Raw genomic sequence first — 25,183 nt, forward strand, 5'->3', positions numbered from 1 at the left:
GACGTGAGCCGCAACGTCAGTTTGCGGACCGAGTACCCCGTCGCGAACGGGACGCTCCCTGGCGGCCCGGTGACGATCGTCGTCGAGGACGACGACGGCGACGGGACCCGGGAGCTCGTTGTGTACGAGGAGGGTGAGACGCCGTGATCGACCGTTCACGCCGTCGTGACGTTGATCTAACCGGTTCGTGGGGTGGACCTATCACCGTGGAGGTTCTACGTCGACATGATGGGATCGGAGAGTGATCGCGGCCTCTCGAGCGTCGTCGGGGTGGTGTTGCTTTTGGGCATCACCATCATCGGCACCGGCGTCGTCGTCGGCCTCGGGTCGCAGGCGTTCGCCGACGCCGAGCGCGGCGCGACGGTATCACAGGCGGGCCACTCGCTGACGCAGTTCGACTCCAAGGCCGCGATCGTCGCGCTCGGGAGAGTAGCTCCCAGCGCGTCGATCTGGGCCCCTCAGGCGACGGCGAGTTCGTCACCGACGCAGACGCGGGGTGGCTCCGGATCGTCCACCACAACGCGACTGGCTCCAGCAACAACGAGACGATCTACAACGCCTCCCTCGGGTCGGTGAGCTACAAGAACGGCGACGTGGAGATCGGCTATCAGGGCGGCGGCGTCTGGGAACGCCGCGGGAACGGCAGCGTGATGCGCTCGCCGCCGGAGTTCAACTACCGGGGCGCGACGCTGACGCTGCCGGTGATGCGGGTGACTACGGACTCGCGTGAGTCCGGGCCGACGACGGCAGTCGTCACGCGCCAGAACGACTCCCGCCAGGTGTTCCCGAACGCGTCCGCGTCGGACGCCGGCGAGAGCTGGAGCGACGAGGGTGCGCCGTACGGCGACAACACCGCCTACGAGAACCCCGTCACCTCCGGGAACGTAAGCGTCACCGTCCAGAGCCAGTTCTACCAGGCCTGGGCCGAGTACTTCCGGACTCGAACGACCGGCGAGGTCTCCGTCGACCACGCCCGCAACCGCGCGAGCGTAAAGCTCACGACCGTCGACACGATCGGCGAGTTCACGCTCAACGACGTGATCTCCAACGACCGCCTCACGGCTCGCGGACAGGCGCCGGGGCACAGTCTGACCGACTTCAACGTCACCTTCGAGACGGATAACCAGGGAAGCGGGTTCAACAACTACTACGGAGGGTTCTACCTGGAGTCCGAATACTACCAGTTCGAGTACCTGGTCCACGTCCCCGGCGGGAGCCCCGACCACCTCGAACTCCACATGTTCTACCGGGATACGCGAACCGGCGAGCAACACGAGTGGTCGAACACGAACGTCGATATCGACACTGGCCCGGTCCGGGTCGACGATAGTGGCAGCTCCTCGAAGCTGATCGTCGACCTCACGGCGGGCGACGAGAACAGCGGGCTGAACCTCACGTACGGCAGTGCAGATCCGACGGAGACGAAACTCGATTGGGAAGAGCCGGTCGACCACGACATCGAGTTCGGGCACGACGGCGAGGACGGTGAGACGCGGACGTTCGGCACCGACGCGGGCGATAGCGACTCGGCGACGACGTACCTGCTCAGCCGCCACTACGTCGCCAAGTTGGGCGACGAGTTCACCGTGAACGCTCACGGGACGACCGGGGGCAACGGGCGCGGCGTCCACCTCGACCACGCCGCCTCGAAAGGCATCCTCGACTACGACTCCGGCGCCGGCGGGACGTACATCACCTACCTCCACGTGACCGAGAACGAGATCGAAGTCGAGCTGGACTGACCTGCTGCAGGCCGATCTCCGTCACTTTCCACCCCTGTCGATTGACGCGTTCGGCGAGCGGCGACGGTCTGTGTGTCGGCAAACGTTTTTCAGCGCGGAGTTCTGACCTTTGGCCGAACACACATGTCTGGAGAGCCCGAAGACGACACGATCGAGGAGTCCGAGCTCAGTTCGGCACGGGAACGACTGGAGGAGGGTGCCGACAAGGCGATCGGCGAGTTCGACCAAGGCGTCGTCGACCTGCTCGCGTGGCTGCTCGACACCGAGACACGCGCGCGGATCTACGTCTACCTGCGACAGCACCCCAACAGCACCAGCGAGGAGGTCGCCGAGGGGACGGGGCTGTACCCGAGTACCGTTCGGGAGGCGCTGGCGGAGCTCCACGAGGAGGAGACCGTCTCCCGTGGGAAACGGGAGAGCGAGGGCGCCGGCAACAACCCCTACGAGTACGAGGCTATCTCGCCCAGTGAGCTGGTGTCGGGGGCGGTCGGGCAGGTCCAAAGCCAACTCAACGCGGTGTTCAACCTCGACGACAAGCTGGCCCGGAACGACGACGGCGACGACGACGGCCCGGTGACGATTTCGGTCAGAGACGCCGAGGACGACGCGGCCGACGCCGAACCAACCGACGGCGATGAGGACGCGAGCGACGCGGATCGGGAGGACGCGAGCGACGCGGATCGGGAGGACGCCCCCGAGAACGAATGACCGCGCTTTAACCCCCGGCGCGCGGAAGCCGGGGTATGCAGGTCGCCATCGGGGGACGTTCGACCCCGTCCACGACGGTCACCGCAAGCTGTTCCGCCGCGCGTTCGAACTCGGCGATCTGACCGTCGGTCTCACGTCCGACGAGCTCGCCCCGGAGACCCGTCACGTCGAGCGATACGTTCGCCCCTGGGAGGATCGCAAACGAGATCTCGAAGCGGAACTGGAGCCGCTGGCCGAGGAGTACGGCCGCGAGTTCGAGATCCGCCGACTGGACGAACCGACCGGGATCGCGACCGAGCCCCAGTTCGACGTCCTGATCGTCTCGCCGGAGACTCGCGAAGGCGGCGAGCGAATCAACGAGATCCGGGAGCAGCGCGGCCGCGACCCGCTCCGGATCGAGGTCGTCGACCACGTGCCCGCCGAGGACGGCAAGCGCATCTCCTCGACGCGCATCGTCACGGGCGAAATCGACCGCCACGGCAACGTCACGCCCGAACGTGAGGGACGCGGGAAGTTCCCGCCGGAGAGCCCGAAGTCGACCTCCGCCTGCGACTCCGAGTAGTCACCACGACGGGGGACGGAACCCCGCCTCCTCGAGGAGTGACTTCCACCGCTGTTGGACCGAGAGCCGGGAGACATCCATCGCGTCGGCCACTTCTGTCTGGGCTCGCTCCTCGCCGGAGAGCAGCGCGGCCGCATAGAGCGCCGCCGCCGCGACCGCGGGTTTGGATCGTTCGGCCTCGGGCACGTTGCTCAGAAACAGGTCCTCGGCCGTGGACCGCGCCTCGGCGCTCAGTCCCAGGCTGTCGGCGCCGCGATCCAGCTCCGCGAGCCACTCCTCTTCCTCGACACGGTCCCGCGCGCTGTACACGGTTGTCCGTTAGTGCGCGGCAGAATAAAGCTCCGGGCTCAGAGGCCGTGGTACTCGGTGATCGTCTCGCGCCAGGCGTTCGGAATCGGGACCGACTCGCCGGCCTCACGGTCGTAGGCGACCTGCACGCTCTCGATGCTGGCGGCGAGTTCCCCGTCGACGGTTCGGATCTCGTACTCCATCGGCAGGCTGGACTCCCCGAGCCGGGGGACCGACACCGCGACGGTGACCGGGCCGTCGTCGAGTTCGACCGGTCGGTGGTAGTCGATCTCGATCCGGGCGAGCACCGAGGAGATGGCGGAGAGATCCTCGTCGAGCACGTCGGCGAAGTAGTTCGCCCGAGCCTGTTCGGCGTAGGTGGCGTAGACGGCGTTGTTGACGTGTCCCATCGCGTCGATGTCCCGGAAGCGCACGTCGAGGGTCGTCTCGTAGCTCATGGATGGAGCAGGTGGGCGAGTGAAAAAGGGACACCGATCCGGACGGGCCGCCGGCTCAGTCGTGCTCCTCGACGTCGGCGCCTGCCGCGTTGTTCTTGACGCTCTCGATCCCCTGGCGCGCTTTCTGCTTGCTCGCGTACCCCTCGCCGCTGTCGGCGACGATGTTGCCGTTGTCGTGGCGGAGCCGCCAGCGGTACTGCCCGGCTTCGTCCTCGAACAGCTCGAAGGTCGCTTTGGACTCGGACATCGATTGGTGGTCGTTCGCATACGGGAAACCTCTTCCGGCTATCGCGATCACGTGGGGCGGCGACGCCGATCGGCTCCCGACGCAGTGCAGTCGACGTGACTGGTCTCGTTCACCGGAGGGCGTGCGTTTTTCCCCGGTCTGGTGCAACCACTACGTATGGCAGCGGATCCCGACCCGTCGACCGACGGCGACTTCGACTACCAAGGTGGCGACGTGGCTCGGCCCGGACTCGTCGCGGACCTCGAGCGCCTCGTCGACGGCGACGTTCGCTTCGACAGCTACTCCCGCCAGCTGTACGCGACCGACGCCTCGGCCTACGAGGTCACTCCGATCGGCGTCGTCCTCCCAGAATCGACCGCCGACGTGGCCGCCGCCGTCGAGTACTGCGCCGAGCGGGAGATACCCGTGCTCCCCCGCGGCGGCGGCACCAGCCTCGCCGGCCAGACCGTCAACGAGGCGGTCGTGCTCGATATGACCGCCGAGATGGACGGCGTCCGCGAGGTCGACGCCGAGGCGGCGACGGCGACCGCGGGGGCGGGCGCGATCGTCGCCGAGCTCAACGCCGCCTGCGCCCCACACGGGCTGAAGTTCGCGCCGGACCCGGCGTGGCGGGACAAGTCCGCCCTCGGCGGCGCCATCGGCAACAACTCCACGGGGTCGCACTCGCTGAAGTACGGGAAGACCGACGCGTACGTCGAGTCCTGTGAGGTCGTGCTCGCCGACGGCACCGTCACGCGCTTCGGCGAGGAGCGCGTCGGCGACCTCCGGGAGCGCGCCGACCCCGCGGGTGACCTCGAGGCCCGCATCGCCGCGGGGGTCGTCGACGTACTCGACGAGCACGCCGACGAAGTCCGGGACCGCTACCCAGAACTCAAGCGGAACGTCTCGGGGTACAACCTGGACGTGCTGGTCGAGGAGGCGACCGTCGACGGCGAGGTTTCCGAGGACGCCACGGTGAACCTCGCGCGCCTGCTCGCCGGGAGCGAAGGGACGCTCGGGATCGTCACGGAGGCGACCGTCTCGCTCGAACCAGTCCCGGCCACGAAGGCGGTCGCGCTGCTCGCGTACGACGACCTGATCGCGGCGATGGAGGACGTGAGCGCCGTGCTCGAACACGACCCCGCGGCCGTCGAGGTGATGGACGACACGCTGCTCGACCTCGCGCGGGACACCCAGGAGTTCGCCGACGTGGTGGGGCTGCTGCCCGAGGGGACCGACTCGGCGCTGCTCGTGGAGTTCTACGCCGACACCGACGACGAGGGCCGGCGGAAGGTCGCCGACCTGCTCGCGGACCGCAAACCCGGAACCGAGACCGCCGGCGAACCGAGCGACGACCCGCCGAGCGCGGGCGACCCCGTCCACGCGATGGCGGCGATGGAGGCCCACGACGCCGACACCAGAGAGCGCTTCTGGAAGATGCGCAAGGCCGGAATGCCCATCCTGCTCTCGCGAACGACCGACGAGAAACACCTCTCCTTCATCGAGGACTGTGCGGTGCCACCCGAGAAACTCCCCGAGTACACCCGGCGCTTCCAGGGGATCCTCGACGACCACGACACGTTCGCCTCCTTCTACGCCCACGCCGGTCCGGGAGTGCTCCACGTCCGGCCGTTGATCGGCACGAAGACCGACGCCGGCGTCGAGCGCTTCGAGTCGATCGCCGACGCCGTCAGCGACCTCGTCGTCGAACTCGGCGGCAGCGTCTCCGGCGAGCACGGTGACGGTCGCGCGCGCACCCAGTGGAACCGGAAACTGTACGGCCAAGAGCTCTGGGCGGCGTTCCGCGACCTGAAGTCAGCGTTCGACCCCGACTGGCTGCTCAACCCGGGACAGGTCTGTGGCTACGCGCCCGACGAGACACGCCCGCCTGCGTTCCCAGCCCGCGCCGACGCCGTGGAGATGACCGAGAACCTCCGGTTCTCTCCGGAGTACGAGTTCGACGCCGGCTTCGACCCCGAACTGCGCTGGACGAACGACAACGGGTTCCAGGGGATGGCGGAGCTCTGTCACGGCTGTGGCGGCTGTCGCGGGGAGCAGGAGACCACCGGTGGCGTGATGTGCCCGACCTACCGCGCGGCCGACGAGGAGATTCAGGCCACCCGCGGGCGTGCGAACCTGCTCCGACAGGCGATGAGCGGTGATCTTCCCGAGGAGGAAATCTTCACCGAGGCGTTCGAAGACGAAGTGCTCGACCTCTGTATCGGCTGCAAGGGCTGCTCCAAGGACTGCCCGAGCGAGGTGGACATGGCGAAGATGAAGACCGAGATCGAGCACGCACGCCACCAGCGTGAGGGGAGCAGCTTCCGGGAGACGCTGTTCGCAAACGTCGACGCCCTCTCGCGGATCGGCAGCCGGCTCGCACCGCTCTCGAACGCCGCCGCGAAGCTGCCGGGCACTCGACTGCTGCTGGAGAAAACCGTCGGCATCGCCGCCGACAGGAGCCTCCCCACGTTCCACCGCCAGCGCTTCGAGGACTGGATGGCCGACCGCGAGCCGGGCGTCCCCGAGAGCGAGGCCGACCGGAAGGCGCTGCTCCTCCCGGACACGCACACGAACTTCAACGCGCCCGACCAGGGGAAAGCCGCCGTCAAGGTGCTCGAAGCCGCCGGCGTTCACGTCCGCCTCGCAGCGGAAGCCGGACCGAGCGGTCGGCCCCCGCTCTCGAAGGGGTTCGTGGGCCAGGCCCGCGACCACGCGCGCCGGAACGTCGACGCGCTCGCCCCGCGAGTCCGCGACGGCTGGGACGTGGTCGTGGTCGAGCCCTCCGACGCGGTAATGCTCCAGTCGGACTACCACGACCTGCTCGCCGGCGACGGCGTCGACGCCCTGTCGAGTGCGACCTACGGGCTGTTCGAGTACCTCGACGTGTTCAGACTCGACGCGGCGTTCGACGCCGGCGGCGACGACGCGCTCGTCTACCACGGCCACTGCCACCAGAAGGCGACGAAGAAGGACCACCACGCCGTCGGCGTTCTCCGCCGCGCGGGCTTCGACGTGGAACCGCTCGATTCGACCTGTTGTGGGATGGCCGGCAGCTTCGGCTACGAGGCCGAACACCACTCGATGAGCCGGGCGATCGGTCGGATCCTGTTCGACCAGGTCGACGACGCCGACGCGGAGGAAGTCGTCGCGCCGGGTGCCTCCTGTCGCACCCAGCTCGCCGATCGCCCGGGCGCCGACGCGGAGCCGCCCCACCCCGTCGAGAAGCTCGCTGCTGCGGTGGTCGAGGACTAACCGCCTGCACCGACCCGCGCCCAGTTTTAAATGCGAAAGCGCGAGCAGACGCCCCGTGACCTGAGACCCGCGGCGGGGCAGCAGCGGGAGTGTGGCACCTGCCTCGCCGAGCGAACTGCCACCTGTTCGCCACTTGCCAGCGACCGCGTCAGTGACCGGACTCAGAGATCGTCGAGAACCTGGCCCAGCTCCGCCAGCGCCGCCTCGATACGCTCCGGATGTCGTCCGGCAGAGAGCCGGATACCGGCCGGCGACTCGAAGAACCGCCCCGGGACGACGAGTACCCCGGCCTCCAGCGCTGCCTCGGTGAGCGCGTCGCCGTCGACGCGTTCGTGCTCGACCAGCCCGAACGTACAGCCGTCGGCGATCTCGCCGTCGAGATCGTCCCTGCCGTCGACGAACGACGCGAGCAGGTCGTGGTTCCGCCGGAGGTGGGCCCGGGAGTCCGCCACTAGTTCGTCCCGGTGGGCGAAGAAGCGGCGAGCGAGCGCCCGCGACGGCGCCGCGACCGACGGGACGTACATGAACACCTCCCGAGCCCGGTCAACGAACGACTCATCGGCGATCAGCCAACCGATCTGGAGCCCGCCCAGGCCGTGGAACTTGGTGAACGAGCCGGTCGCGATCGTGTTCGGCAGCCCCGCCGCCGTGACACCGCCGAACGCGCCGCCGGATCGGGACTCGGCCGTGTAGGGGCCGTACACTTCGTCGACGAGGAGGCGCGCGTCCGTCTCCGCTACGGCCTCGGCGACAGACGCCAGCCCCTCGCGCGACGTGAGCCGCCCGGTCGGATTGTGCCGGTTCGTGACAGTAACCAGCGCCGTCTCAGGGGATGTTGCTTCTCCGATCGCGGCCGGAAGCAGCGGGTAGCCCGAACTCGCCGGGCGGTCGAACCGCCGAACCTCTCCGCCGACGCCGGCCGGCGTGTGGACTAACGGGTCGTAGCCCGGTCGCTCGACGAGGACCTCGTCACCGTCGGCGAGCGACAGCGCCGTGGCGGCGGCGAGAAAGTTTGCGTGTGTCGCGCCCGCCGTTACCAGCACCTGGGAGGCGTCGACGCCGTACTCCGCGGCGATGGCGCTCTCGATCGCCGGAGAGTTAGTCGGGTCGGCGAGCCCTTCGAGCGGCGACGGGACGACCGGCCCCTGTGAGCGATCGGTACGGAGGTCGCTCGATCCGAGGTCGTGTGTCACCGTCTCGGGCCGGCCGTGGATCCACTCCAGATACGGCATCGGTTCGAACATGCGACGAGTCTCTCCGTGGAGCGGCTAAGAGCCACCGGCTCGTCGCCCGCCTTGCCGGAATCAGCGACGGTGGGCGTCGCGGGCCCGTTGCCTCGCGGCGTCGACGTCCCCGAACCACGCGAGATGGGTCTCGCAGTCGCAGTCAGACGCGCCGAAGCCGGACACGGGGCCGGCCCCAGCGACTGCGCGACTGTGCACTCGCAGTCCCGGCCCGGCGTCCGCTCGACTGCGACCAGCTCCACGGCCGGGTGACCGCCGAAGTAGTCGACGTGCCAGTGACGCACGTCGTGCTCGCCGGCAGCGACACGTCGATGGCGGTCTATCCGGGAGAAGCCGCCGCTGCCGAGTGCGCTCCCACTGTAACAGTAACCACCGGCTGGGAACCGCTGGGCACCCAGTGCACCGACCTCGATCGTCGTAGCGGTCGGCAGGGAGAACACGAGCGTGTACGTCCCGCCCTCGGTCATACGTGACCGTAGGCACTGCCGCCCAAAAGCGACCTGGACCAGAACCGTCATGGCCCGCGAGCGCCGATCGGGCGCGTGCACGACCCGCTCGACTGGCTCCGGGAGCGTCCGTACTACCGGGATCAGGTGGCCGCCCATCGGCGCGTCCCGCCTCGCGAGCCGCAGTTCGGGGCGCTCGAGCTCGAACCGCGCCTCGAGGACGCGCTCGCCGAGCGGGGGATCGAGCGGCCGTTCCGCCACCAGGCCCAGGCGATCCGCGCTGTCCGCGACGGCGACGACGCCGTGATCGCGACCGAGACCGCGAGCGGGAAGAGCCTCGCCTACACCGTTCCCGCGTTCGAGAACGCGATGGATCACGGGGGACGAACGCTGTACATCGGTCCGCAGAACGCGTTGATCGCCGACCAGCTCGAGACGCTCACGGAACTGGCCCGTGGACTCGGCTTCGGCTCCCGGGTCACCGTCGACCAGTACACCGGCCGGCTCTCGGAATCCGAGAAGCGCGACGTGCGGAACCGCCGGCCGACGATGCTGCTGTCGAACCCCGACATGGTCCACTACGCGCTCCTCCCCCACGCACACCGGCTCTGGGAGTGGTTCTTCAGTTCCCTGGAACTGGTGGTGATCGACGAGATTCACAGCTACCGAGGCGTGTTCGGCTCACAGGTCGCGCTCCTGTTGCGCCGACTCAACCGGATCTGCGAACGCTACGACGCCGACCCAAACTACGTCTGCTGTTCGGCGACCATCGGCAACCCCGTCGAGCACGCGGCGACCGTCACCGGGCGGGACCCGTCCGGGTTCACGCTCGTCGACGACGACGCCTCCGCGACCGGGCCCCGAGACTGGGTGCTCTGGAACCCACCGGAGTACGAGCAGGACCGCGGGACGGGCCGTCGACGATCCAGTCACACCGAGTCGATGCGCCTGTTTGCGGATCTCGTCGAGGCGGGCGAACAGACGCTCGTCTTCACCCGGAGCCGGCAGACCGCCGAGCGGTACGCCGAGGAGTCGGCGAAGGAGCTCCGGAGCCGCGGGGCGACAGCGCTCGCGAACCAGATCGGGGCGTATCAGGGCTCGCTCACCGACGACCGTCGCCGGGAGCTGGAGTCACAGCTCCACGACGGCGAGCTCCGGGGTGTCTGGAGCACGAACGCGCTCGAACTCGGCGTCGACGTGGGGGGACTGGACGCAGTGATCATCGACGGCTACCCGGGCACGCGGATGGCGGCGTTCCAGCAGGCGGGGCGGGCGGGGCGGGGCGAGGAGCCGGCGCTGGTGGTGCTCGTCGCCGGCGAAGATCAGTTAGACCAGTACCTCATGGGGAGTCCCGAGACGTTCTTCGAGGGAGCCCCCGAGGACGCGATATCGAACCCCGAGAACGACCAGCTCCTCCCGGGGCACGTTGCCTCGGCAGCAGCCGAGAACTGGCTCTCGCGGGACGACGAACGCCACTTCGGCGAGCCGTTCCCGAATGTCGTCGCCGATCTGGAAGCCACGGGCGTGCTCGCGCGCCGCGATACCGCACAGGGAGTCCGCTGGACCCACGACGGCGACGAGAGCCCGCAGCACGCCATGAACCTCCGGACGATCGACGACCGCGAGGTCGACCTGCGGGACGCCCGTTCGGGCGAGGTGATCGCGTCGCTCTCGTTCTCGGACGCGCTCCGGGACGCCCACCCCGGTGCGATCTATCACCACCAGGGCCAGCGCTACGAGGTCGCGGAGTTGGACCTGGATCGGGATACGGCACGGCTCCAGCCGACCTGGGCCGACTACCACACCCGGGTACTGACCGAGAAGGACGTAACAGTCCACGAGGACCTGCGGGAGAAACCTCTCTCCGCCCGGCCCGGGACGGCGGTCCGATTCGCGGACGTCTCCGTCACCGAGCGCGTGACGGGGTTCGAGCGTCGCGATGCCGCCTCGGGCGACACGCTGGGCCGAGAGCTGCTGGATCTCCCGGAGACGACCCTCCGCACGAAGGCGCTGTACTGGACCGTGCCGGCGGACGTGGAAGGCGAAATGCGCGCGATGGCCGCCGAGGACGGCGATCCGGAGTACGGCTTCAACGGCGGCATCCACGCGGCCGAACACGGCGTCATCTCCCTGTTCCCGCTGTACCTCCTCTGTGACCGGGGGACATCGGCGGGCTCTCGACGCCGTATCACGCCCACACCGACCAGTCGACGGTCTTCGTCTACGACGGCCACCCCGGCGGCGTCGGGCTCGTCAGCCGCGGGTACGACCGGATCGAGGAACTGCTGGCCCGGACGGCCCGACTCATCGACGACTGCGACTGCGCCGACGGCTGTCCCGCCTGCGTGCAGTCACCACACTGCGGCAACGCGAACGATCCACTCTCGAAACCCGAGGCGGTGTTCATGCTCGATGCGCTGACCGAGGACTGATCGCGCGCCGACCGACGGGGCGGTTTTGCAACGCTTAAACCCACGGCCGCGCTTCGTTCAGCTATGACCGACGACGCCGACGCGGCAGCCGAAGAGCCCACCGATGCCGAGGGGAACGTCGACGCTCGGGACGCCGTCGAGGGACGGGAGCCGGCGGCCGAATCCGAGGCTGACGAGACGGAGGCGGAACAGGAAGCGAGCGCGGAGGAGGCCCTCGACCGGTCGCTGATCGAGCGCGTCGCCGAGCACGACGAGGACCTGGCTGAGGCGGTCGAAACCGAGCGAGCCGACTACGAGGAGCGCATCGACGATCTCGAGAGCAAACTGGCCCGGAAGCAAGCCGACTTCCAGAACTTCAAGAAGCGCCAGCAGAAGAAGCTCGACCAGCAGCGAGCCCGCGCGACGGAGGATCTCGTCGAGCGGCTCCTCCCGGTTCGGGACAACCTCGCCCGCGCGCTGGATCAGGACGGCGACGCCGACATCCGCGAGGGCGTCGAGCAGACGCTCGACGAACTGGACCGCGTCCTCGACGACGAGGGTGTCGAGCGCATCGAACCCGAGGCCGGCGAGGATCCCGACCCGGAGCGCCACGAGGTGCTGATGCGCGTCGAGAGCGATCGACCCGCCGGCGTCATCGACGAGCTCTACCGCCCCGGCTACGAGATGGGCGAGCGCGTGATCCGGACGGCACAGGTCACGGTCAGCCAGGAGTAGCGGTCGTCGGACGGTTCGGCATAAATCCTTCTCCGTACCCCCTCGCCGGCTGGTAGAACCGCAAGCGGGCGTTAGGGTCGTCTCCGGGCGCTAAAGCAACCTTTAACCGACTCAACCCGGAAGGTATGACCAAGATGGCGAGCAACAAGATCCTCGGAATTGACCTGGGGACCACCAACTCCGCGATGGCCGTCATGGAGGGTGGTGACCCAGAGATCATCGTCAACAGCGAAGGCGATCGCACCACGCCCTCCGTGGTCGCGTTCTCCGACGACGGCGAGCGACTCGTCGGCAAGCCCGCCAAAAACCAGGCGATCCAGAACCCGGAGAACACGATCGCCTCGATCAAGCGCCACATGGGTGAGGAGGACTACACCGTCGAGGCCGACGGCGAGGAGTACACGCCCGAGCAGATCTCGGCGATGATCCTCCAGAAGCTCAAGCGCGACGCCGAGGAGTACCTCGGCGACGACGTGGAGAAGGCGGTCATCACGGTCCCCGCCTACTTCAACGACCGACAGCGGCAGGCGACCAAGGACGCCGGCGAGATCGCCGGCTTCGAGGTCGACCGCATCGTCAACGAGCCGACGGCGGCGTCGATGGCGTACGGCCTCGACGACGACTCCGACCAGACCGTCCTCGTGTACGACCTGGGTGGCGGGACGTTCGACGTCTCGATCCTCGACCTCGGCGGCGGCGTCTACGAGGTCGTCGCGACCAACGGGGACAACGACCTCGGCGGCGACGACTGGGACGAGGCGCTGATGGACCACCTCGCCGACGAGTTCGAGAACGAGCACGGGATCGACCTCCGCGAGGACCGGCAGGCGCTCCAGCGACTCAAGGACGCCGCCGAGGAGGCCAAGATCGAGCTCTCGAACAAGAAGGAGACGACGGTCAACCTCCCCTTCATCACCGCGACCGACTCCGGTCCGGTCCACCTCGAGCAGTCGGTCACCCGCGCGACGTTCGAGTCGCTGACCGAGGACCTGATCGAGCGCACGGTCGAGCCGACCGAGCAGGCGCTCGAGGACGCCGGCTACAGCAAGAACGATATCGACGAGGTCATCCTCGTCGGCGGCTCCACCCGGATGCCCCAGGTCCACGACCAGGTCGAGAGCCTGGTCGGCCAGGAGCCCAAGAAGAACGTCAACCCCGACGAGGCGGTCGCGCTGGGCGCGGCGATCCAGGGCGGCGTGCTCTCGGGCGACGTCGACGACCTCGTGCTGCTCGACGTGACCCCGCTCTCGCTGGGGATCGAGGTCAAGGGCGGCCTGTTCGAGCGCCTGATCGAGAAGAACACCACCATCCCGACCGAGGAGTCGAAGGTGTTCACCACCGCCGCGGACAACCAGACGTCGGTGCAGGTCCGGGTGTTCCAGGGCGAGCGTGAGATCGCCGAGGAGAACGAGCTGTTGGGCGAGTTCCAGCTGACCGGCATCCCGCCGGCGCCGGCCGGGACGCCCCAGATCGAGGTCACGTTCAACATCGACGAGAACGGGATCGTCAACGTCGAGGCCGAGGATCAGGGCTCGGGCAACGCCGAGTCGATCACCATCGAGGGCGGCGCCGGCCTCTCCGACGAGCAGATCGAGGAGATGCAGCAGGAGGCCGAGCAGCACGCCGAGGAGGACCAGAAGCGCCGCGAACGCATCGAGGCCCGCAACGAGGCCGAGGGCGCGATCCAGCGCGCCGAAACCCTGATCGACGAGAACGAGGAGAACGTCGACGACGCGATCGTCGACGACGTGGAGGCCGCGATCGAGGACGTGGAGGAGACCCTCGAGGACGAGGACGCCACCGCCGAGGAGCTCGAGGAAGTCACCGAAGCGCTCAGCGAGGAACTGCAGGAGATCGGCAAGCAGATGTACCAGGAGGAGGCCGCTGCCGGCGGCGCTGGCGGCGCCGGAGCCGCGGGCGCAGGGCCGGGCGGCATGGGTGGCGCCGGCCCCGGCGGCATGGGCGGCGAGCCCGAGGGCGACGACGAGGAGTACGTCGACGCCGACTTCGAGGACGTCGACGAGGACGAGTCGTAGACTCGTCTCGTCTGCTCACGAGAGCTTCGCTCTCGTGAACGTCGACGAGGACGAGAGCGACGAGGAGTAACACCGCTCTCGTCGGCTGACGAGCGACTCTCTGACTTTTCGCCGACCGGCGAGAAGCGTACGTTCTGAGCTTCTCACTGATTCGCCGGTGTGCGATTGAGACACACTCACAGAGTACGCTTTTCTCTCATGGGGTTGACCACAGTCTCGATGCGTTGCACACGCAGCATCCGTGGGTCACTCACGGCCCGTGGACGCGTTCCGAGACGGTACTGAGACGCGGCTGTTCCTGTCGAGCCTCGCCGCCGGGGTGTCAGCGACCGGCGTCGCGACGGTGGTGACCGATGCGACGTAGCGACCTGTTCCTGCCCGCCAGCCGCGAGCACCGCGGCGAGTGGACCGGCGCGACGCGGCTGCTGGTCCGGGCCGGGCTGATACGGGAGTTCGGCAGCGGCCTCTGGGGCTCACGCCCGCGGGCGAGCGGGTCCGGACGAAGCTGGAGCGCCGGATCCACGACGCGATGCGGGCGGTCGGCGCCCAGGAGGTCAGCCTCCCCAACCTCCAGTACAGCGAGCGCTGGCGCGAGAGCGGCCGCTGGGGCGCCTTCGAAGGGAGATGTTCAGCCTCTCGAACCGCGAGGGCCGGGCGATGTGTCTCGCCCCAGCCACGAGGAAGGGGTCGTTCACCTGCTCGACGGCCTCGTTCGCTCCTACGACGACCTGCCCGTCGTGCTCTACCAGGTCGACGCGAAGTTCCGTGACGACCACGCCCGCGCCGGCCTGCTGCGCTGTAAGGAGTTCACGATGAAGGACGCCTACAGCGCACACGTCGACGCCGACTCCCTCCGAGAGACCTACCGCGAGATGCGGGCAGCCTACCTCCGACTCTTCGACGACCTCGGGCTGACTGTCGCCGTCTGTGGCGCGGACAACAGCGTCATGGGCGGAGATCGCTCAGAGGAGTTCGTCGCGCCCGTTGCCGAGGGGAGCTGCCGGCTCACCCACTGCACCGCCGACGGCTGTCGCTGGGGGTCACCGACGAGGCAACGACGTTCGACGAGTACGCGGCGGGCGAGGACTGTCCCGACTGCGGCGGCCGTCTCGACGCCGACGGCGGCGTCGAAGTGGGCCACGTCTTCGAACTCGGCACACGCTACGCCGACGCGATGGGGCTGACCGTCGACGACGGCGACGGCGGGTCGGTGACGGTGGAGATGGGGAGCTACGGCATCGGCGTCTCCCGACTGCTTCAGACCATCGTGATGCAAGGCGCGTGGCAGCGAGACAGCGGCCTCGACTCGCTGCACTGGCCCGCCACCGACTGGGGCTCGGTCGCCCCCTACCGCGCCGCGGTGGTTCCCATCGGTGACGACGACGTGGTTCGAGAGGCTGCAACAGGTGTTCACGACGCCATCGGCGCCGACTGCCTCCTGTTCGACGACGACGGCCAATCGGTCGGCGAGCGGTTCGCCGAGAGCGAGCTACTGGGGATCCCCGCGAAGGTCGTCGTGGGCAACCACTACCGCGAGACCGGCGACGTGGAGATCGAACACCGGAACGGCGAGAGCCGGTCGGTCGCTCCCGAGCGCGTGGCCGACGCCGTCGAGCGGTTCGCGGCGGGCGACTGAACGGCGTGGGCCGGACGCGACTCGCGCCCAGCGGGGGCGCGGGGACGCCGGAAGCCACGCGATTCAAATACGCCGAGCCAGTTATCCCCGATAACGAATGAGCGAGGACTTCTACGAGGTACTGGGGGTCTCCCGGGACGCCGACGAGGACGAGATCCAACAGGCGTTCCGCCAGAAGGCTTCCGAGTACCACCCCGACGTGAGCGACGACCCCGACGCGGAGGAGAAGTTCCGCAAGGCGAAGAAAGCCAAGGAGGTGCTCACCGACGAGGAGAAGCGCCAAGCGTACGACCAGATGGGCCACGAGCGCTTCGAACAGGCCGAGAAGCGCGGCGGCTTCGACCAGGGCGCCGGTGGCGCCGGCGGGATGGGCGGCGGCCCGTTCGGCGGCGGGATGGGCGGCGGCGGCGGTGGCGGCTTCGAGGACATCTTCGAGCAGTTCTTCGGCGGCGGTCGCGGCGGCGGCCGCGGCGGTGGCGGCAACCGTCCCCAGCAGGGTCGGGATATCCGCACCGGCATGTCGATCACGCTCGAAGAGGCCTACGAGGGCGTCAGCAAGGAGTTCACGATCGAGCGCCCCGAGGAGTGTCCGGACTGCGGCGGCGCCGGCCACCCCGAGGACGCCGACGTGGAGACCTGTCCGGAGTGTAACGGCCAGGGGCAGGTCACGCAGGTCCAGCAGACGCCGCTGGGTCGCGTCCAGCAGACCCAGACCTGTCGGCGCTGTGGCGGCGAGGGCGAACTGTACTCCGAGGAGTGTTCGACCTGCGGCGGCGACGGCGTCGTCCGGCAGGAGGCCACCCTCCAGGTCGACGTACCCGCCGGGATCCAGAGCGGCCAGAGCCTCCGGATGGAGCGTGAGGGCGCCCCCGGGGAGAACGGCGGCCCGAAGGGCGACCTGCTGATCGAGGTCGAGGTCGAGGACCACCCCGAGTTCGAGCGCGACGGCGCTGACCTGCAGCACCGCCACGCCATCTCGTTCCCGCAGGCGACGTTCGGTGCGACCGTCGAGGTGCCGACGCTCGACGGCCCTGTCGAACTCGACATCCCCGCCGGCACGCAGTCCGGCGAGCGGTTCCGACTCCGCGACAAGGGGATGCCCCGGCTGCGCGGCCGCGGCCAGGGGGATCTCTACGTCGACGTGCAGATCGTCACCCCCGACAGCCTCAACAAGGAGCAGCGCGAGGCGCTCGAACAGTTCGCGGAGGCCGGCGGCGAGGAGGTCGACGTGGATCGCGGCTTCTTCGAGAAGCTGCGGAACTCGCTCTGAGACGGCGCGCTGGCTGACGGGAACTGGGGGGCGCGTCTGCCCCTCGATTTTTGCCGCTGGCGACCTATTGGGCGGCCGTAATGAGTCACGACACCGCGGCCTACGACGACGTGGAACCGAAAGCGCCCGGGATGTACTTCCTCCGGGACGCGCTCGACTGTGAGGACCTCGGCGTCACCGTCGTCGAGGCCGACGCCGGCTGGGAGGGGATGGAGCACGACCACGAGAGCGACGGGCAGGAGGAGGTGTACCTCCTGCTCGATGGGTCGGCGAAGCTCACCGTCGAGGACGGGACAGTCGACCTCGATCCGGGTGACGCCGTGCGCGTCGACGCCGGCGACTCCCGGATGCTCCTGTTCGACGAAGACGACTCCCGAATGGTGATCGCCGGCGCCCCTGAGACCGGTCGACCGCCGGAGCCTTGCCGCTCCGCCCCGACTGTTCGGCCATGGACGCCGTCGGTGATCTGCTCGCCCGCGACCGACGCAGCGACCGCCCCGCGCTCGTCGTCGGCGACGACCGCGAGCGGAGCTACCACGAACTGATCACGAACGCCTACAAAGCCGGAAACGTCCTCCGCTTTCACGGCGTTGCAGCGGACCGGACCGTCGCCGTCGCGCCCGTCCCGGCGCTGCCGCCGGTGCTCGCGTTCCTCGGCGCCGCCCAACTCGGCGCGGCGACCCGGTTCGATCCCGCGGCCGGCGCCGACGCCGGGGACCGACTGCTGCTCGTTCCCGGCGCCGAGCAGGCCGCCTACGACCCCGGGCCCGGCACCAAACTCGCCGTCTTCGGGGGCGACGCCGACGCGGCAGACACGATCGACTGGGAGGAGTCCGTCTGGAGCGAGAACCCCGCGTTCCCGCCGACCACCGTCGCCCCCGAGACGCCCCTGCTCGTCGACGGCGACCGATCGGTCAGCCACGGCGCCGCGCTCGCGGCCGCGGCGGAAGTGGCCGACGTTCGCGGCCTCGACGGGGACAGTCGTGTCGTGCTGCGGAGCTCGCTCGCCGAGCCGGGCGCCGTCGTCGCCGGCCTGCTCGCGCCGCTGCTGGTGGGTGGATGTGCGGTGCTGTCGGACCCGGCGACCACGGCCGGCGCGCCAGGCGGTGACCTCGCGGTGACGAGCGGCGACGCGCCGGAGCCGGAGCGGATCGATCCGGAAGAAGTGCCGCTGTCGGGCGATTAGCTGGCGTCCCGTAGCGCTTCGAACGCCTCGGGGTTCTCCATCGAGGAGAGATCCCCGGGGTCCTCCCCGCGGTAGGCTGCCTCGATCGCCCGGCGAATCACTTTGCCCGACTGCGTTTTCGGGAACTCATCGACAAAGAGGATCTCCCGTGGCCGGAACGGTTTACCGTGCTCTTCGCCCACGAGCGCGCGGAGCTCCTCCGCCAAGTCGTCGTCGGGGGTGGCGTCGGCCTCCGGGACGACGTAGACGACGACGGCCGTGCCGGTCGTCTCGTCCGGGACGCCGACCGCGGCGGCCTGGTTGACGGCGTCGTGCTCGACGAGGACGGCCTCGATCTCGGCGGGGCCGACCTTCCGGCCGGCGACGTTGAGCGCGTCGTCGGCGCGGCCATGGAGGAACCAGAACCCGTCCTCGTCCTTCTGGGCGAAGTCGCCGTGGTCCCAGAGATCGTCCCAGGTCGACCAGTACTCCTCCAGATAGCGGTCGTCGCCCGACCAGAGGCTCTTCGTCATCGAGGGACAGGAGTCACGCGCGACGAGGAACCCTCGGTCGTGGCGCTCCTTCACCGACTCGCCGTCGACGTCGACGATGTCGATATCCATCCCCAGGCCGGGTCCGCCCAGCGTGCCGGGTTTGAGGTCGTTGATCGGCATGGGCATCAGGAAGCAGCCACAGATCTCCGTCCCCCCGGAGATGTTGATGATCGGCGCCTCGCCGCCGCCGACCTGGTCGTAGAACCACAGCCACGACTCGGGGTCCCACGGCTCGCCCGTCGACCCGAGCAGGCGCAGACTCGAGAGGTCGTACTGTTCGACCACGTCGTCGCCGTGCTTGCGCAGCGCGCGGATCGCGGTCGGCGAGACGCCGAAGGTGGTAATCCGGTGTTCCTCGATCATCTCCCAGAACCGCCCCGGATGCGGGTGGTCGGGGGCGCCCTCGTACATGAACGTCGTGCCCGCGAAGTGGTGGTTGCCGATCAGCGTCCACGGGCCCATCATCCAGCCGATGTCGCTGACCCAGAAGAACCGATCCTGGGGCTTCTGGTCGAAGCCGAAGTGGATCTCCTTCGCACACTGCATGAGGACGCCGGCGTGGGTGTGGACGATCCCCTTCGGCTCCCCCGTGGTCCCGGAAGAGTACAGCAGCATCGACTCCTGGTCCGACGGCAGGGACTTGGTGTCGTACTCGCCGGCCTGGGGGCAACGGCGTCGTCCCACCACTCGTCGCGGTCGTCGTTCCACGGCACGGCCACGTCGGGGTTCTCGCGGTCCCCGAGCCGGTCGTAGACGACGACGGTCTCGACGTGGCCGGCCTGCTCGATGGCTTCGTCGGCGCCCTCCTTCAGCCGGACCGGGCTGCCGCGGCGGTAGAAGCCGTCGCCGGTGAACAGCACCGACGGCTCGGCGTCGTCGAGACGGGTCGCCGTCGCCTCGACGCCGAACCCGGAGAAGATCGGCACCGCGATGGCGCCGACCTTGAAACAGCCGTAAAGGATGCTGATGACCTCCGGCACCATCGGCATGTACAGGCCGACGGTGTCGCCGGTCCCGATGCCGGCGTCTTCGAGGTAGTTCGCGACGCGGTTGGCCTGCCGGTAGAGGTCGTGGAACGTCTCCTCGCGCACGTCTCCGTCCTCGCCCTCCCAGATGCAGGCGACTTTGTTCCGCTCGGGCGCGTCGACCTCGGCGTAGCGGTCGAGCGTGTTGTGGGCGATGTTAATCTCGCCGCCGGGGTACCAGTCGGTGAACTGCGGGCCGTCGCTGTCGTCGCGAACCGTGTCGTAGGGCTCGTAGAACTCCACATCGAGGTACGCCGGGAGCTCGTCCCAGAACCAGTCGACGCCGGAGTCGGGCTCGCCGTCGATCTCCGTCGTCGTTCGCTCGATCAGTTCCTCGTAGTCGTCGATGCCGTACGTCTGCATGAACTGCCAGACGTTGGTCGACTCCACGAACTCTCGGCCCGGTTCGTGAACGACCTCGTCGAACCCCTCGGTCGCGTCCATACGCGCGAGGTTTTGGCGGCGACGGGAAGTAACTTTCTCGACGGCCTTTTGCTGCGGTCGGCGGCTGCGAGAGAGCAAAGCTCTCCCATGCTCCCGCTCACTCCGTTCGCAGGAACTTCGGCGCCCCCCCTGGGAAAACTCGACCAAAAGCCTCGTCGCTCCTTGCAGTCGCTCCTCGGGCCCGCTCGCTCACTTCGTTCGCTCGCGGTCGGTAATCGGACAACACAGACGACACCTGCAGGGCCTGCGGGCTGTAGAATTTTGGAATGTTTAGAATTCTCGAGCTACCCAGACGCTGTCGACCGTCAAAAATCGGAAGAAACCGCGAACTGCTTACTCCTCGTCGTCGCTCTCGATCCGCTCGGCGTCGACGACGTCGACAGCGGCGACGCGGTCGCCGGCCTCGAGATCCATCACCGTCACGCCCATCGTGTTCCGGCCGACGATCGAGAGGTCCTCGACCGGACAGCGCATGATCTGGCCCTGCTCGCTCATCGTCACGAGGTGGTCGCCCGGCCCGACCGCGTCGAGCGCGGTCACGCCGCCGTTTCGCTCGTTGGTCTTGATGTCGATCAGCCCCTTCCCGTTGCGGGACTGGACGCGGTAGGCGTCGAGGTCAGAGCGCTTCCCGTAGCCGTTCTCGGTCACGGTCAGCAGCCACGAGTTCCGGGACTCGTCGATGCCCGCGACCGCGGCCACCTCGTCGTCGCCCTCGAGGTCGACCCCGCGGACGCCGCGTGCGGTCCGGCCCATCGCGCGGGCCTCGGTCTCGTCGAACCGGATCGACATCCCGTTCCGGGTGGCGATCACCACGTCCTGGGCGCCGTCGGTGACCTCCACGTCGGCGAGCCGGTCGCCGTCTTCGAGGCTGATCGCACGGATCCCCGTCGAGAGGATGTTCTGGAACTCCGAGACGCCGCTGCGTTTGATGTAGCCCCCACGGGTGACCATGGTGAGGAACTGCTGTTCCTCTGCCTCGCCGTCGTGCTCGATGTCGGCGGTGTTGACGACGGACTCGATCTGCTCGTCGTCGTCGAGGTCGAGCAGGTTCACGGCGGACTTCCCGCGGGCCGTCCGGGACATCTCCGGCACCTCGTACGTCTTCAGCTTGTACACCTGCCCGTGGTTGGTGAAACAGAGCAGGTAGTCGTGGCTGTTGGCCACGAACACGGAGGCGACGGCGTCGCCCTCCTTGAGCCCGGTGCCGATAATCCCTTTCCCGCCGCGGTTCTGGGCGCGGAACTCCGAGAGCTCCATCCGCTTGATGTAGTCGTCCTCGGTCATCACGACCACCTGCTCGGACTCGGGAATCAGGTCCTCGTGGGTGACCGAGCCGGTGTCCTCGATGAAGCCGGTCCGGCGCTCGTCGCCGTACTGCTCGGCGACCGCTTCGAGCTCGTCGACGATGACCTGATCGAGCTCCTCGGCGCTGCCGAGGATCGTCTCGAGGCGGTCGATCGTCGCCTGCACGTCCTCGTACTCCTCCTCGATCGACGCCCGCTCCATCGAGGTGAGCGACCCGAGCTGCATTCGCACGACGTGGGCGGCCTGCTCCTCGCTGAACGCCCACTCCTCCTGGAGCATCGCCCGGGCTGCGTCGCGGTCGTCGCTGTTCCGGATCGCCTCGACCACGTCTTCGACGTTGTCGAGCGCCTTCAGCCGGCCTTCGAGGATGTGGGCACGGTCCTCGGCCTCCCCCAGATCGTACTTGCTGCGCCGGCGAACGACTTCGCGGCGGTGCTCGATGTACTCCTGGAGCGTCTCTTTGAGGTCCAGCACCCGCGGCTGGCCGTCGACGAGCGCGAGGTTGATGACGCCGAACGTGGTCTCGAGGTGGGACTCGAGCAGCTGGTTTTTCACCACGTCGACCATCGCGTCCCGCTTGAGTTCGATCACGATGCGGATGCCGTCGCGGTCGGACTCGTCGCGCAGGTCGCGAATCCCCTCGATCTCGCCCTCGTTCACGTCGTCGGCGATGCGCTCGATGATCCGGGCCTTGTTGGCCTGGTAGGGGAGTTCGGTGACGACGATCCGGCCCGCCTCCTCGTCGGTTTCGAACTTGGCACGCAGGCGGAGCCGCCCGCGACCCGTCTTGTACGCCTGGTGGACGCCGTTCCGCCCGACGATGTTCGCGCCGGTCGGGAAGTCCGGCCCCTTGACGTGCTCCATGAGGTCCTCGACGGTGGCGTCGGGGTTCTCGATCAGCTCGATCGTCGCGTCGACGACCTCGCCGAGGTTGTGCGGCGGGACGTTCGTCGACATCCCGACGGCGATGCCCGAGCTCCCGTTGACCAGCAGGTTCGGGAACGCCGACGGCAGCACTTCCGGCTCCTGCAGCCGGTCGTCGTAGTTACTCGCGAAGTCGACGGTGTCCTTCTCGATGTCGTCGAGCAGCTCCTCGGCGATCGGCGACATGCGCGCCTCCGTGTAGCGCATCGCCGCCGGCGGGTCGCCGTCGATGGAGCCGAAGTTCCCCTGGCCGTCGACCAGCGGCTCCCGCATGGAGAAGTCCTGGGCCATCCGGGCCAGCGCGTCGTAGATGGCGCTGTCGCCGTGGGGGTGGTAGTCCCCCATCGTGGTTCCGACGATGGAGGAGGACTTCCGGTGGCCGGAGCCGGAGGTGATGCCGTCCTCGTGCATCGCATAGAGGATCCGGCGGTGGACCGGCTTCAGCCCGTCCCGAACGTCCGGCAGGGCTCGACCCGCGATGACCGACATCGCGTAGTCGATGTAGCTCTGCTCCATCTCGTCCTCGACGCGGACGTGTTCGATGCGTTCGGCAACGTCGTCGTCGTCAGGCGTGTCCGTACTCATATATCCACCCACTCGGCGTCCTCGGCGTGGTCTTTGATGAACTGCTTCCGCGGGTCGACGGCGTCGCCCATCAGCACCGAGAACATCTTGTCGGCGGCGGCGGCGTCGTCGAGCGTGATCTGCTTGAGCACCCGGTTCTCCGGGTTCATCGTCGTCTCCCAGAGCTGTTCGGGGTTCATCTCACCCAGGCCCTTGAACCGCTGGACCTGCGTCGGGTTGCCGTCACAGACCTCTTCGACCACCTGGTCGCGCTCTTCTTCGGTCATCACGTCGTACGTGTCGCCCCGGTAGCGGATCCGGTACAGCGGGGGTTTCGTCGCGTACACGTAGCCCGCCTCCAGCAGCGGCTTCATGTGTCGGTAGAGGAACGTCAGCAGGAGCGTCCGGATGTGGGCGCCGTCCACGTCGGCGTCGGTCGCCATGATGATCTTCTGGTACCGGGCGTCCTCGATGTCGAACTCGTCGCCGATGCCCGTCCCGATGGCGGTGATCAGCGCCCGGATCTCGTCGTTCTCCAGCACGCGATCGAGCCGGTGTTTCTCGACGTTGAGGATCTTCCCCTTGATGGGCAGCACGGCCTGGAACGCGGCGTCCCGGGCCTGTTTGGCGCTGCCCCCCGCGGAGTCACCCTCCACGACGAACAGTTCGGCGTCCTCCGGGTCGCGGCTCTGACAGTCCGAGAGCTTGCCGGGCAGCGCCGTCGACTCCAGCGCCGACTTCCGGCGAGTCAGCTCTTCGGCCTTCTTCGCGGCCTGGCGGGCCTTCGCGGCTTCGGCCGCCTTGGCCACGATCTTCTGGGCGGTGTCGGGGTTCTCCTCGAGATACGTGCCCAGCCCCTCGTGAACCGTGCTCTCGACGATGCCCCGGACCTCGCTGTTGCCGAGTTTGGTCTTGGTCTGGCCCTCGAACTGCGGGTCGGGGTGTTTCACCGAGACGACGGCGGTCAGCCCCTCGCGGACGTCCTCGCCCTTGAGGTTGCCGTCGACGTCGCCGATGAGCCCCTCCTCGTTGGCGTAGTCGTTGACGACGCGGGTGAGCGCCGTCTTGAACCCGGTCAGGTGGGTCCCGCCCTCGCGGGTGTTGATGTTGTTCGCGAAACTGTGGACCGAGCCCTGGAGCTCGTCGGTGGCCTGCATCGCCACCTCGACCTGGATCCCCTCCTCCTCGTCCTCGAAGTACACCACGTCCTCGTGGATCGGGGTCTTGGTTTCGTTGAGGAAGCGGACGAACGCCCGAATCCCGCCCTCGTAGCGGAACGTCTCCGAGCGGGCCTCGCCGTCCTCGGCCGCCTCGGGGCGGTCGTCGGTGAGCTGGATGCGGACACCGCTGTTGAGGAAGGCGAGTTCGCGGAGCCGGCTCTCGAGCGTGGTGAACTCGAAGTCCGTCGTCTCGAAGATCTCCTCGTCGGGCCAGAACCGGATCGTGGTCCCGGTCTCCTCGTCGTCCTCGAGGTCCCGGACGCGGTCGATGTCGCCCTGCGGCTCGCCGCGTTCGAACTCGTGGCGCCAGACGGCGCCGTCGCGTTTGACCTCGGCGGTCAGACGCGACGCGAGCGCGTTCACCACGCTCACACCGACGCCGTGGAGGCCACCGGAGACCTGGTAGGACTTGTTGTCGAACTTCCCGCCGGCGTGGAGGACGGTCATGATGACCTCCAGTGCGGGGCGGTCGTACTCCTCGTGGGTGTCGACAGGGATCCCCCGGCCGTCGTCGGCGACCGAGACGGAGCCGTCGTCGTGGATACTCACCTCGATGTGGTCGCAGTAACCCGCCAACGCCTCGTCGATGGCGTTGTCGACGACCTCGTAGACGAGATGGTGGAGCCCACGGTCGTCGGTGGACCCGATGTACATGGCCGGGCGTTTCCGAACGGCCTGGAGACCCTCCAGGACCTGGATCTGGCCCGCGCCGTAGTCGGCGTTCTCTTCTGACATAGCGCGTACTACGTGAGAGGCGGTCCCGCCGGATAAAGGGCCCGCACGCGCGGGCCCGCGCGCGAAGAAAAAATGGCCTACTGCATACGGGAAGTTAGAGATTCCCAAATCGTTTCGGCGCTGTCGAAAAGGAAGTTTTGGGGTGTCTGTTCACGCCCGAGACCGGGGCAAATCGGGGCGCGCGCGAGACTCGCGACCGGTCCGTCGACGCCGTCACCGCCGCGAGGCGG

18 protein-coding genes and 4 pseudogenes are annotated in these 25,183 nt (G+C 68.3%); 14 read left to right on the forward strand and 8 right to left on the reverse strand.

All coding sequences use genetic code 11. The annotated features are described in order from the left end of the window. Nucleotides 1-3: 3 nt before the first annotated feature. From SY89_RS17260 to SY89_RS09480, 5 genes are all read left to right on the forward strand, one after another. Nucleotides 4-147 (forward strand): hypothetical protein, encoded by a 144-nt coding sequence (locus SY89_RS17260; protein ID WP_189319144.1) that lies wholly within the window; start codon nt 4-6, stop codon nt 145-147. 81 nt (nt 148-228) lie between these two features. Then, nucleotides 229-576 carry an archaellin/type IV pilin N-terminal domain-containing protein gene (locus tag SY89_RS15955; RefSeq protein WP_189319145.1) on the forward strand — a complete coding sequence of 116 codons (348 nt, stop codon included), beginning with the start codon at nt 229-231 and terminating at the stop codon, nt 574-576. Beyond that, on the forward strand, nt 573-1,742 hold the full coding sequence (locus SY89_RS09470; protein WP_054584033.1) for a DUF7289 family protein: 1,170 nt from the start codon (nt 573-575) through the stop codon (nt 1,740-1,742). The genes SY89_RS15955 and SY89_RS09470 overlap by 4 nt, the downstream gene beginning before the upstream one ends. Before the next feature lie 123 nt (nt 1,743-1,865). Then, nucleotides 1,866-2,450, forward strand: coding sequence for a helix-turn-helix domain-containing protein (locus SY89_RS09475; protein WP_054584034.1), 585 nt, complete (start codon nt 1,866-1,868; stop codon nt 2,448-2,450). Next, complete coding sequence (locus SY89_RS09480; protein ID WP_080506661.1) at nt 2,377-3,012, forward strand: phosphopantetheine adenylyltransferase; 636 nt, start codon at nt 2,377-2,379, stop codon at nt 3,010-3,012. The genes SY89_RS09475 and SY89_RS09480 overlap by 74 nt, the downstream gene beginning before the upstream one ends. Here the strand turns inward: SY89_RS09480 and SY89_RS09485 are convergent, their stop codons facing one another. From SY89_RS09485 to SY89_RS09495, 3 genes and pseudogenes are all read right to left on the reverse strand, one after another. After that, the gene (locus SY89_RS09485) at nt 3,013-3,321 is read right to left on the reverse strand and encodes a cyclin (RefSeq protein ID WP_054584035.1); all 309 of its coding nucleotides are present in this window, start codon (nt 3,319-3,321) and stop codon (nt 3,013-3,015) included. Between the two features lie 38 nt (nt 3,322-3,359). After that, complete coding sequence (locus SY89_RS09490; protein WP_054584036.1) at nt 3,360-3,758, reverse strand: acyl-CoA thioesterase; 399 nt, start codon at nt 3,756-3,758, stop codon at nt 3,360-3,362. Nucleotides 3,759-3,813: 55 nt separating this feature from the next. Beyond that, nucleotides 3,814-3,996: pseudogene (locus tag SY89_RS09495) on the reverse strand (HVO_2922 family protein); the annotation flags it as partial. Between the two features lie 165 nt (nt 3,997-4,161). Here SY89_RS09495 and SY89_RS09500 point away from each other — a divergent pair. Next, entirely contained in the window at nt 4,162-7,239 is a 3,078-nt protein-coding gene (locus SY89_RS09500) for an FAD-binding and (Fe-S)-binding domain-containing protein (RefSeq protein WP_054584038.1), read from the forward strand. Nucleotides 7,240-7,400: 161 nt separating this feature from the next. On the opposite strand, the gene SY89_RS09505 is transcribed toward SY89_RS09500, so the two are convergent. Continuing rightward, on the reverse strand, nt 7,401-8,483 hold the full coding sequence (locus tag SY89_RS09505; RefSeq protein ID WP_054584039.1) for a pyridoxal phosphate-dependent aminotransferase: 1,083 nt from the start codon (nt 8,481-8,483) through the stop codon (nt 7,401-7,403). Next, a complete protein-coding gene (locus SY89_RS19600) occupies nt 8,429-9,088 on the reverse strand; it encodes a GIY-YIG nuclease family protein (RefSeq protein WP_394325733.1) in 660 nt (219 codons plus the stop codon). Before SY89_RS19600 ends, SY89_RS09505 begins: the two co-directional genes overlap by 55 nt. On the opposite strand from SY89_RS19600, the pseudogene SY89_RS09510 reads away from it, so the two are divergent. The 8 genes and pseudogenes from SY89_RS09510 to SY89_RS09540 all read left to right on the forward strand — a co-directional run bounded on the left by SY89_RS09510 (nt 9,026) and on the right by SY89_RS09540 (nt 18,203). Beyond that, nucleotides 9,026-11,361: pseudogene (locus tag SY89_RS09510) on the forward strand (DEAD/DEAH box helicase). The gene SY89_RS19600 and the pseudogene SY89_RS09510 sit on opposite strands and share 63 nt — an antisense overlap. Nucleotides 11,362-11,424: 63 nt before the next feature. Next, nucleotides 11,425-12,075: a nucleotide exchange factor GrpE gene (locus SY89_RS09515; protein ID WP_054584040.1), complete on the forward strand. Its 651-nt coding sequence runs from the start codon at nt 11,425-11,427 to the stop codon at nt 12,073-12,075. Nucleotides 12,076-12,209: 134 nt separating this feature from the next. Then, a complete protein-coding gene (gene dnaK, locus SY89_RS09520) occupies nt 12,210-14,111 on the forward strand; it encodes a molecular chaperone DnaK (protein ID WP_054584699.1) in 1,902 nt (633 codons plus the stop codon). Nucleotides 14,112-14,770: 659 nt separating this feature from the next. Further along, entirely contained in the window at nt 14,771-15,295 is a 525-nt protein-coding gene (locus SY89_RS19085) for an aminoacyl--tRNA ligase-related protein (RefSeq protein ID WP_275575403.1), read from the forward strand. Next, nucleotides 15,244-15,747, forward strand: a complete 504-nt coding sequence (locus SY89_RS18485; protein ID WP_275575404.1) for a His/Gly/Thr/Pro-type tRNA ligase C-terminal domain-containing protein — start codon at nt 15,244-15,246, stop codon at nt 15,745-15,747. The genes SY89_RS19085 and SY89_RS18485 overlap by 52 nt, the downstream gene beginning before the upstream one ends. A gap of 97 nt (nt 15,748-15,844) precedes the next feature. Further along, nucleotides 15,845-17,017: a molecular chaperone DnaJ gene (gene dnaJ, locus SY89_RS09530; RefSeq protein ID WP_054584041.1), complete on the forward strand. Its 1,173-nt coding sequence runs from the start codon at nt 15,845-15,847 to the stop codon at nt 17,015-17,017. An 80-nt stretch (nt 17,018-17,097) separates the two neighbouring features. Next, nucleotides 17,098-17,415, forward strand: a pseudogene (locus SY89_RS09535) (cupin domain-containing protein); the annotation flags it as partial. A 50-nt stretch (nt 17,416-17,465) separates the two neighbouring features. Further along, on the forward strand, nt 17,466-18,203 hold the full coding sequence (locus SY89_RS09540; RefSeq protein ID WP_054584042.1) for an acyl-CoA synthetase family protein: 738 nt from the start codon (nt 17,466-17,468) through the stop codon (nt 18,201-18,203). On the opposite strand, the pseudogene SY89_RS09545 reads toward SY89_RS09540, so the two are convergent. From SY89_RS09545 to gyrB, 3 genes and pseudogenes are all read right to left on the reverse strand, one after another. Further along, nucleotides 18,200-20,205: pseudogene (locus tag SY89_RS09545) on the reverse strand (AMP-binding protein). The gene SY89_RS09540 and the pseudogene SY89_RS09545 sit on opposite strands and share 4 nt — an antisense overlap. A gap of 333 nt (nt 20,206-20,538) precedes the next feature. Beyond that, nucleotides 20,539-23,019 (reverse strand): DNA gyrase subunit A, encoded by a 2,481-nt coding sequence (gene gyrA, locus SY89_RS09550; RefSeq protein WP_054584043.1) that lies wholly within the window; start codon nt 23,017-23,019, stop codon nt 20,539-20,541. Then, nucleotides 23,016-24,953: a DNA topoisomerase (ATP-hydrolyzing) subunit B gene (gyrB, locus tag SY89_RS09555; RefSeq protein ID WP_054584044.1), complete on the reverse strand. Its 1,938-nt coding sequence runs from the start codon at nt 24,951-24,953 to the stop codon at nt 23,016-23,018. The genes gyrA and gyrB overlap by 4 nt, the downstream gene beginning before the upstream one ends. Between the last annotated feature and the right edge of the window lie 230 nt (nt 24,954-25,183).

It is taken from the genome of Halolamina pelagica (assembly GCF_001307315.1).
GTDB lineage: Archaea > Halobacteriota > Halobacteria > Halobacteriales > Haloferacaceae > Halolamina > Halolamina pelagica_B.

Coding starts and splice junctions, on each gene's coding strand:
- SY89_RS09475 (WP_054584034.1), top strand. CDS start 1,866: ATGTCTGGAGAGCCCGAAGACGACACGATCGAGGAGTCCGAGCTCAGT.
- SY89_RS09490 (WP_054584036.1), bottom strand. CDS start 3,758: ATGAGCTACGAGACGACCCTCGACGTGCGCTTCCGGGACATCGACGCG.
- SY89_RS09480 (WP_080506661.1), top strand. CDS start 2,377: ATGAGGACGCGAGCGACGCGGATCGGGAGGACGCGAGCGACGCGGATC.
- SY89_RS09505 (WP_054584039.1), bottom strand. CDS start 8,483: ATGTTCGAACCGATGCCGTATCTGGAGTGGATCCACGGCCGGCCCGAG.
- SY89_RS09515 (WP_054584040.1), top strand. CDS start 11,425: ATGACCGACGACGCCGACGCGGCAGCCGAAGAGCCCACCGATGCCGAG.
- dnaJ (WP_054584041.1), top strand. CDS start 15,845: ATGAGCGAGGACTTCTACGAGGTACTGGGGGTCTCCCGGGACGCCGAC.
- gyrB (WP_054584044.1), bottom strand. CDS start 24,953: ATGTCAGAAGAGAACGCCGACTACGGCGCGGGCCAGATCCAGGTCCTG.
- dnaK (WP_054584699.1), top strand. CDS start 12,210: ATGGCGAGCAACAAGATCCTCGGAATTGACCTGGGGACCACCAACTCC.
- SY89_RS15955 (WP_189319145.1), top strand. CDS start 229: ATGGGATCGGAGAGTGATCGCGGCCTCTCGAGCGTCGTCGGGGTGGTG.
- SY89_RS09540 (WP_054584042.1), top strand. CDS start 17,466: ATGGACGCCGTCGGTGATCTGCTCGCCCGCGACCGACGCAGCGACCGC.
- gyrA (WP_054584043.1), bottom strand. CDS start 23,019: ATGAGTACGGACACGCCTGACGACGACGACGTTGCCGAACGCATCGAA.
- SY89_RS19600 (WP_394325733.1), bottom strand. CDS start 9,088: ATGGGCGGCCACCTGATCCCGGTAGTACGGACGCTCCCGGAGCCAGTC.
- SY89_RS09500 (WP_054584038.1), top strand. CDS start 4,162: ATGGCAGCGGATCCCGACCCGTCGACCGACGGCGACTTCGACTACCAA.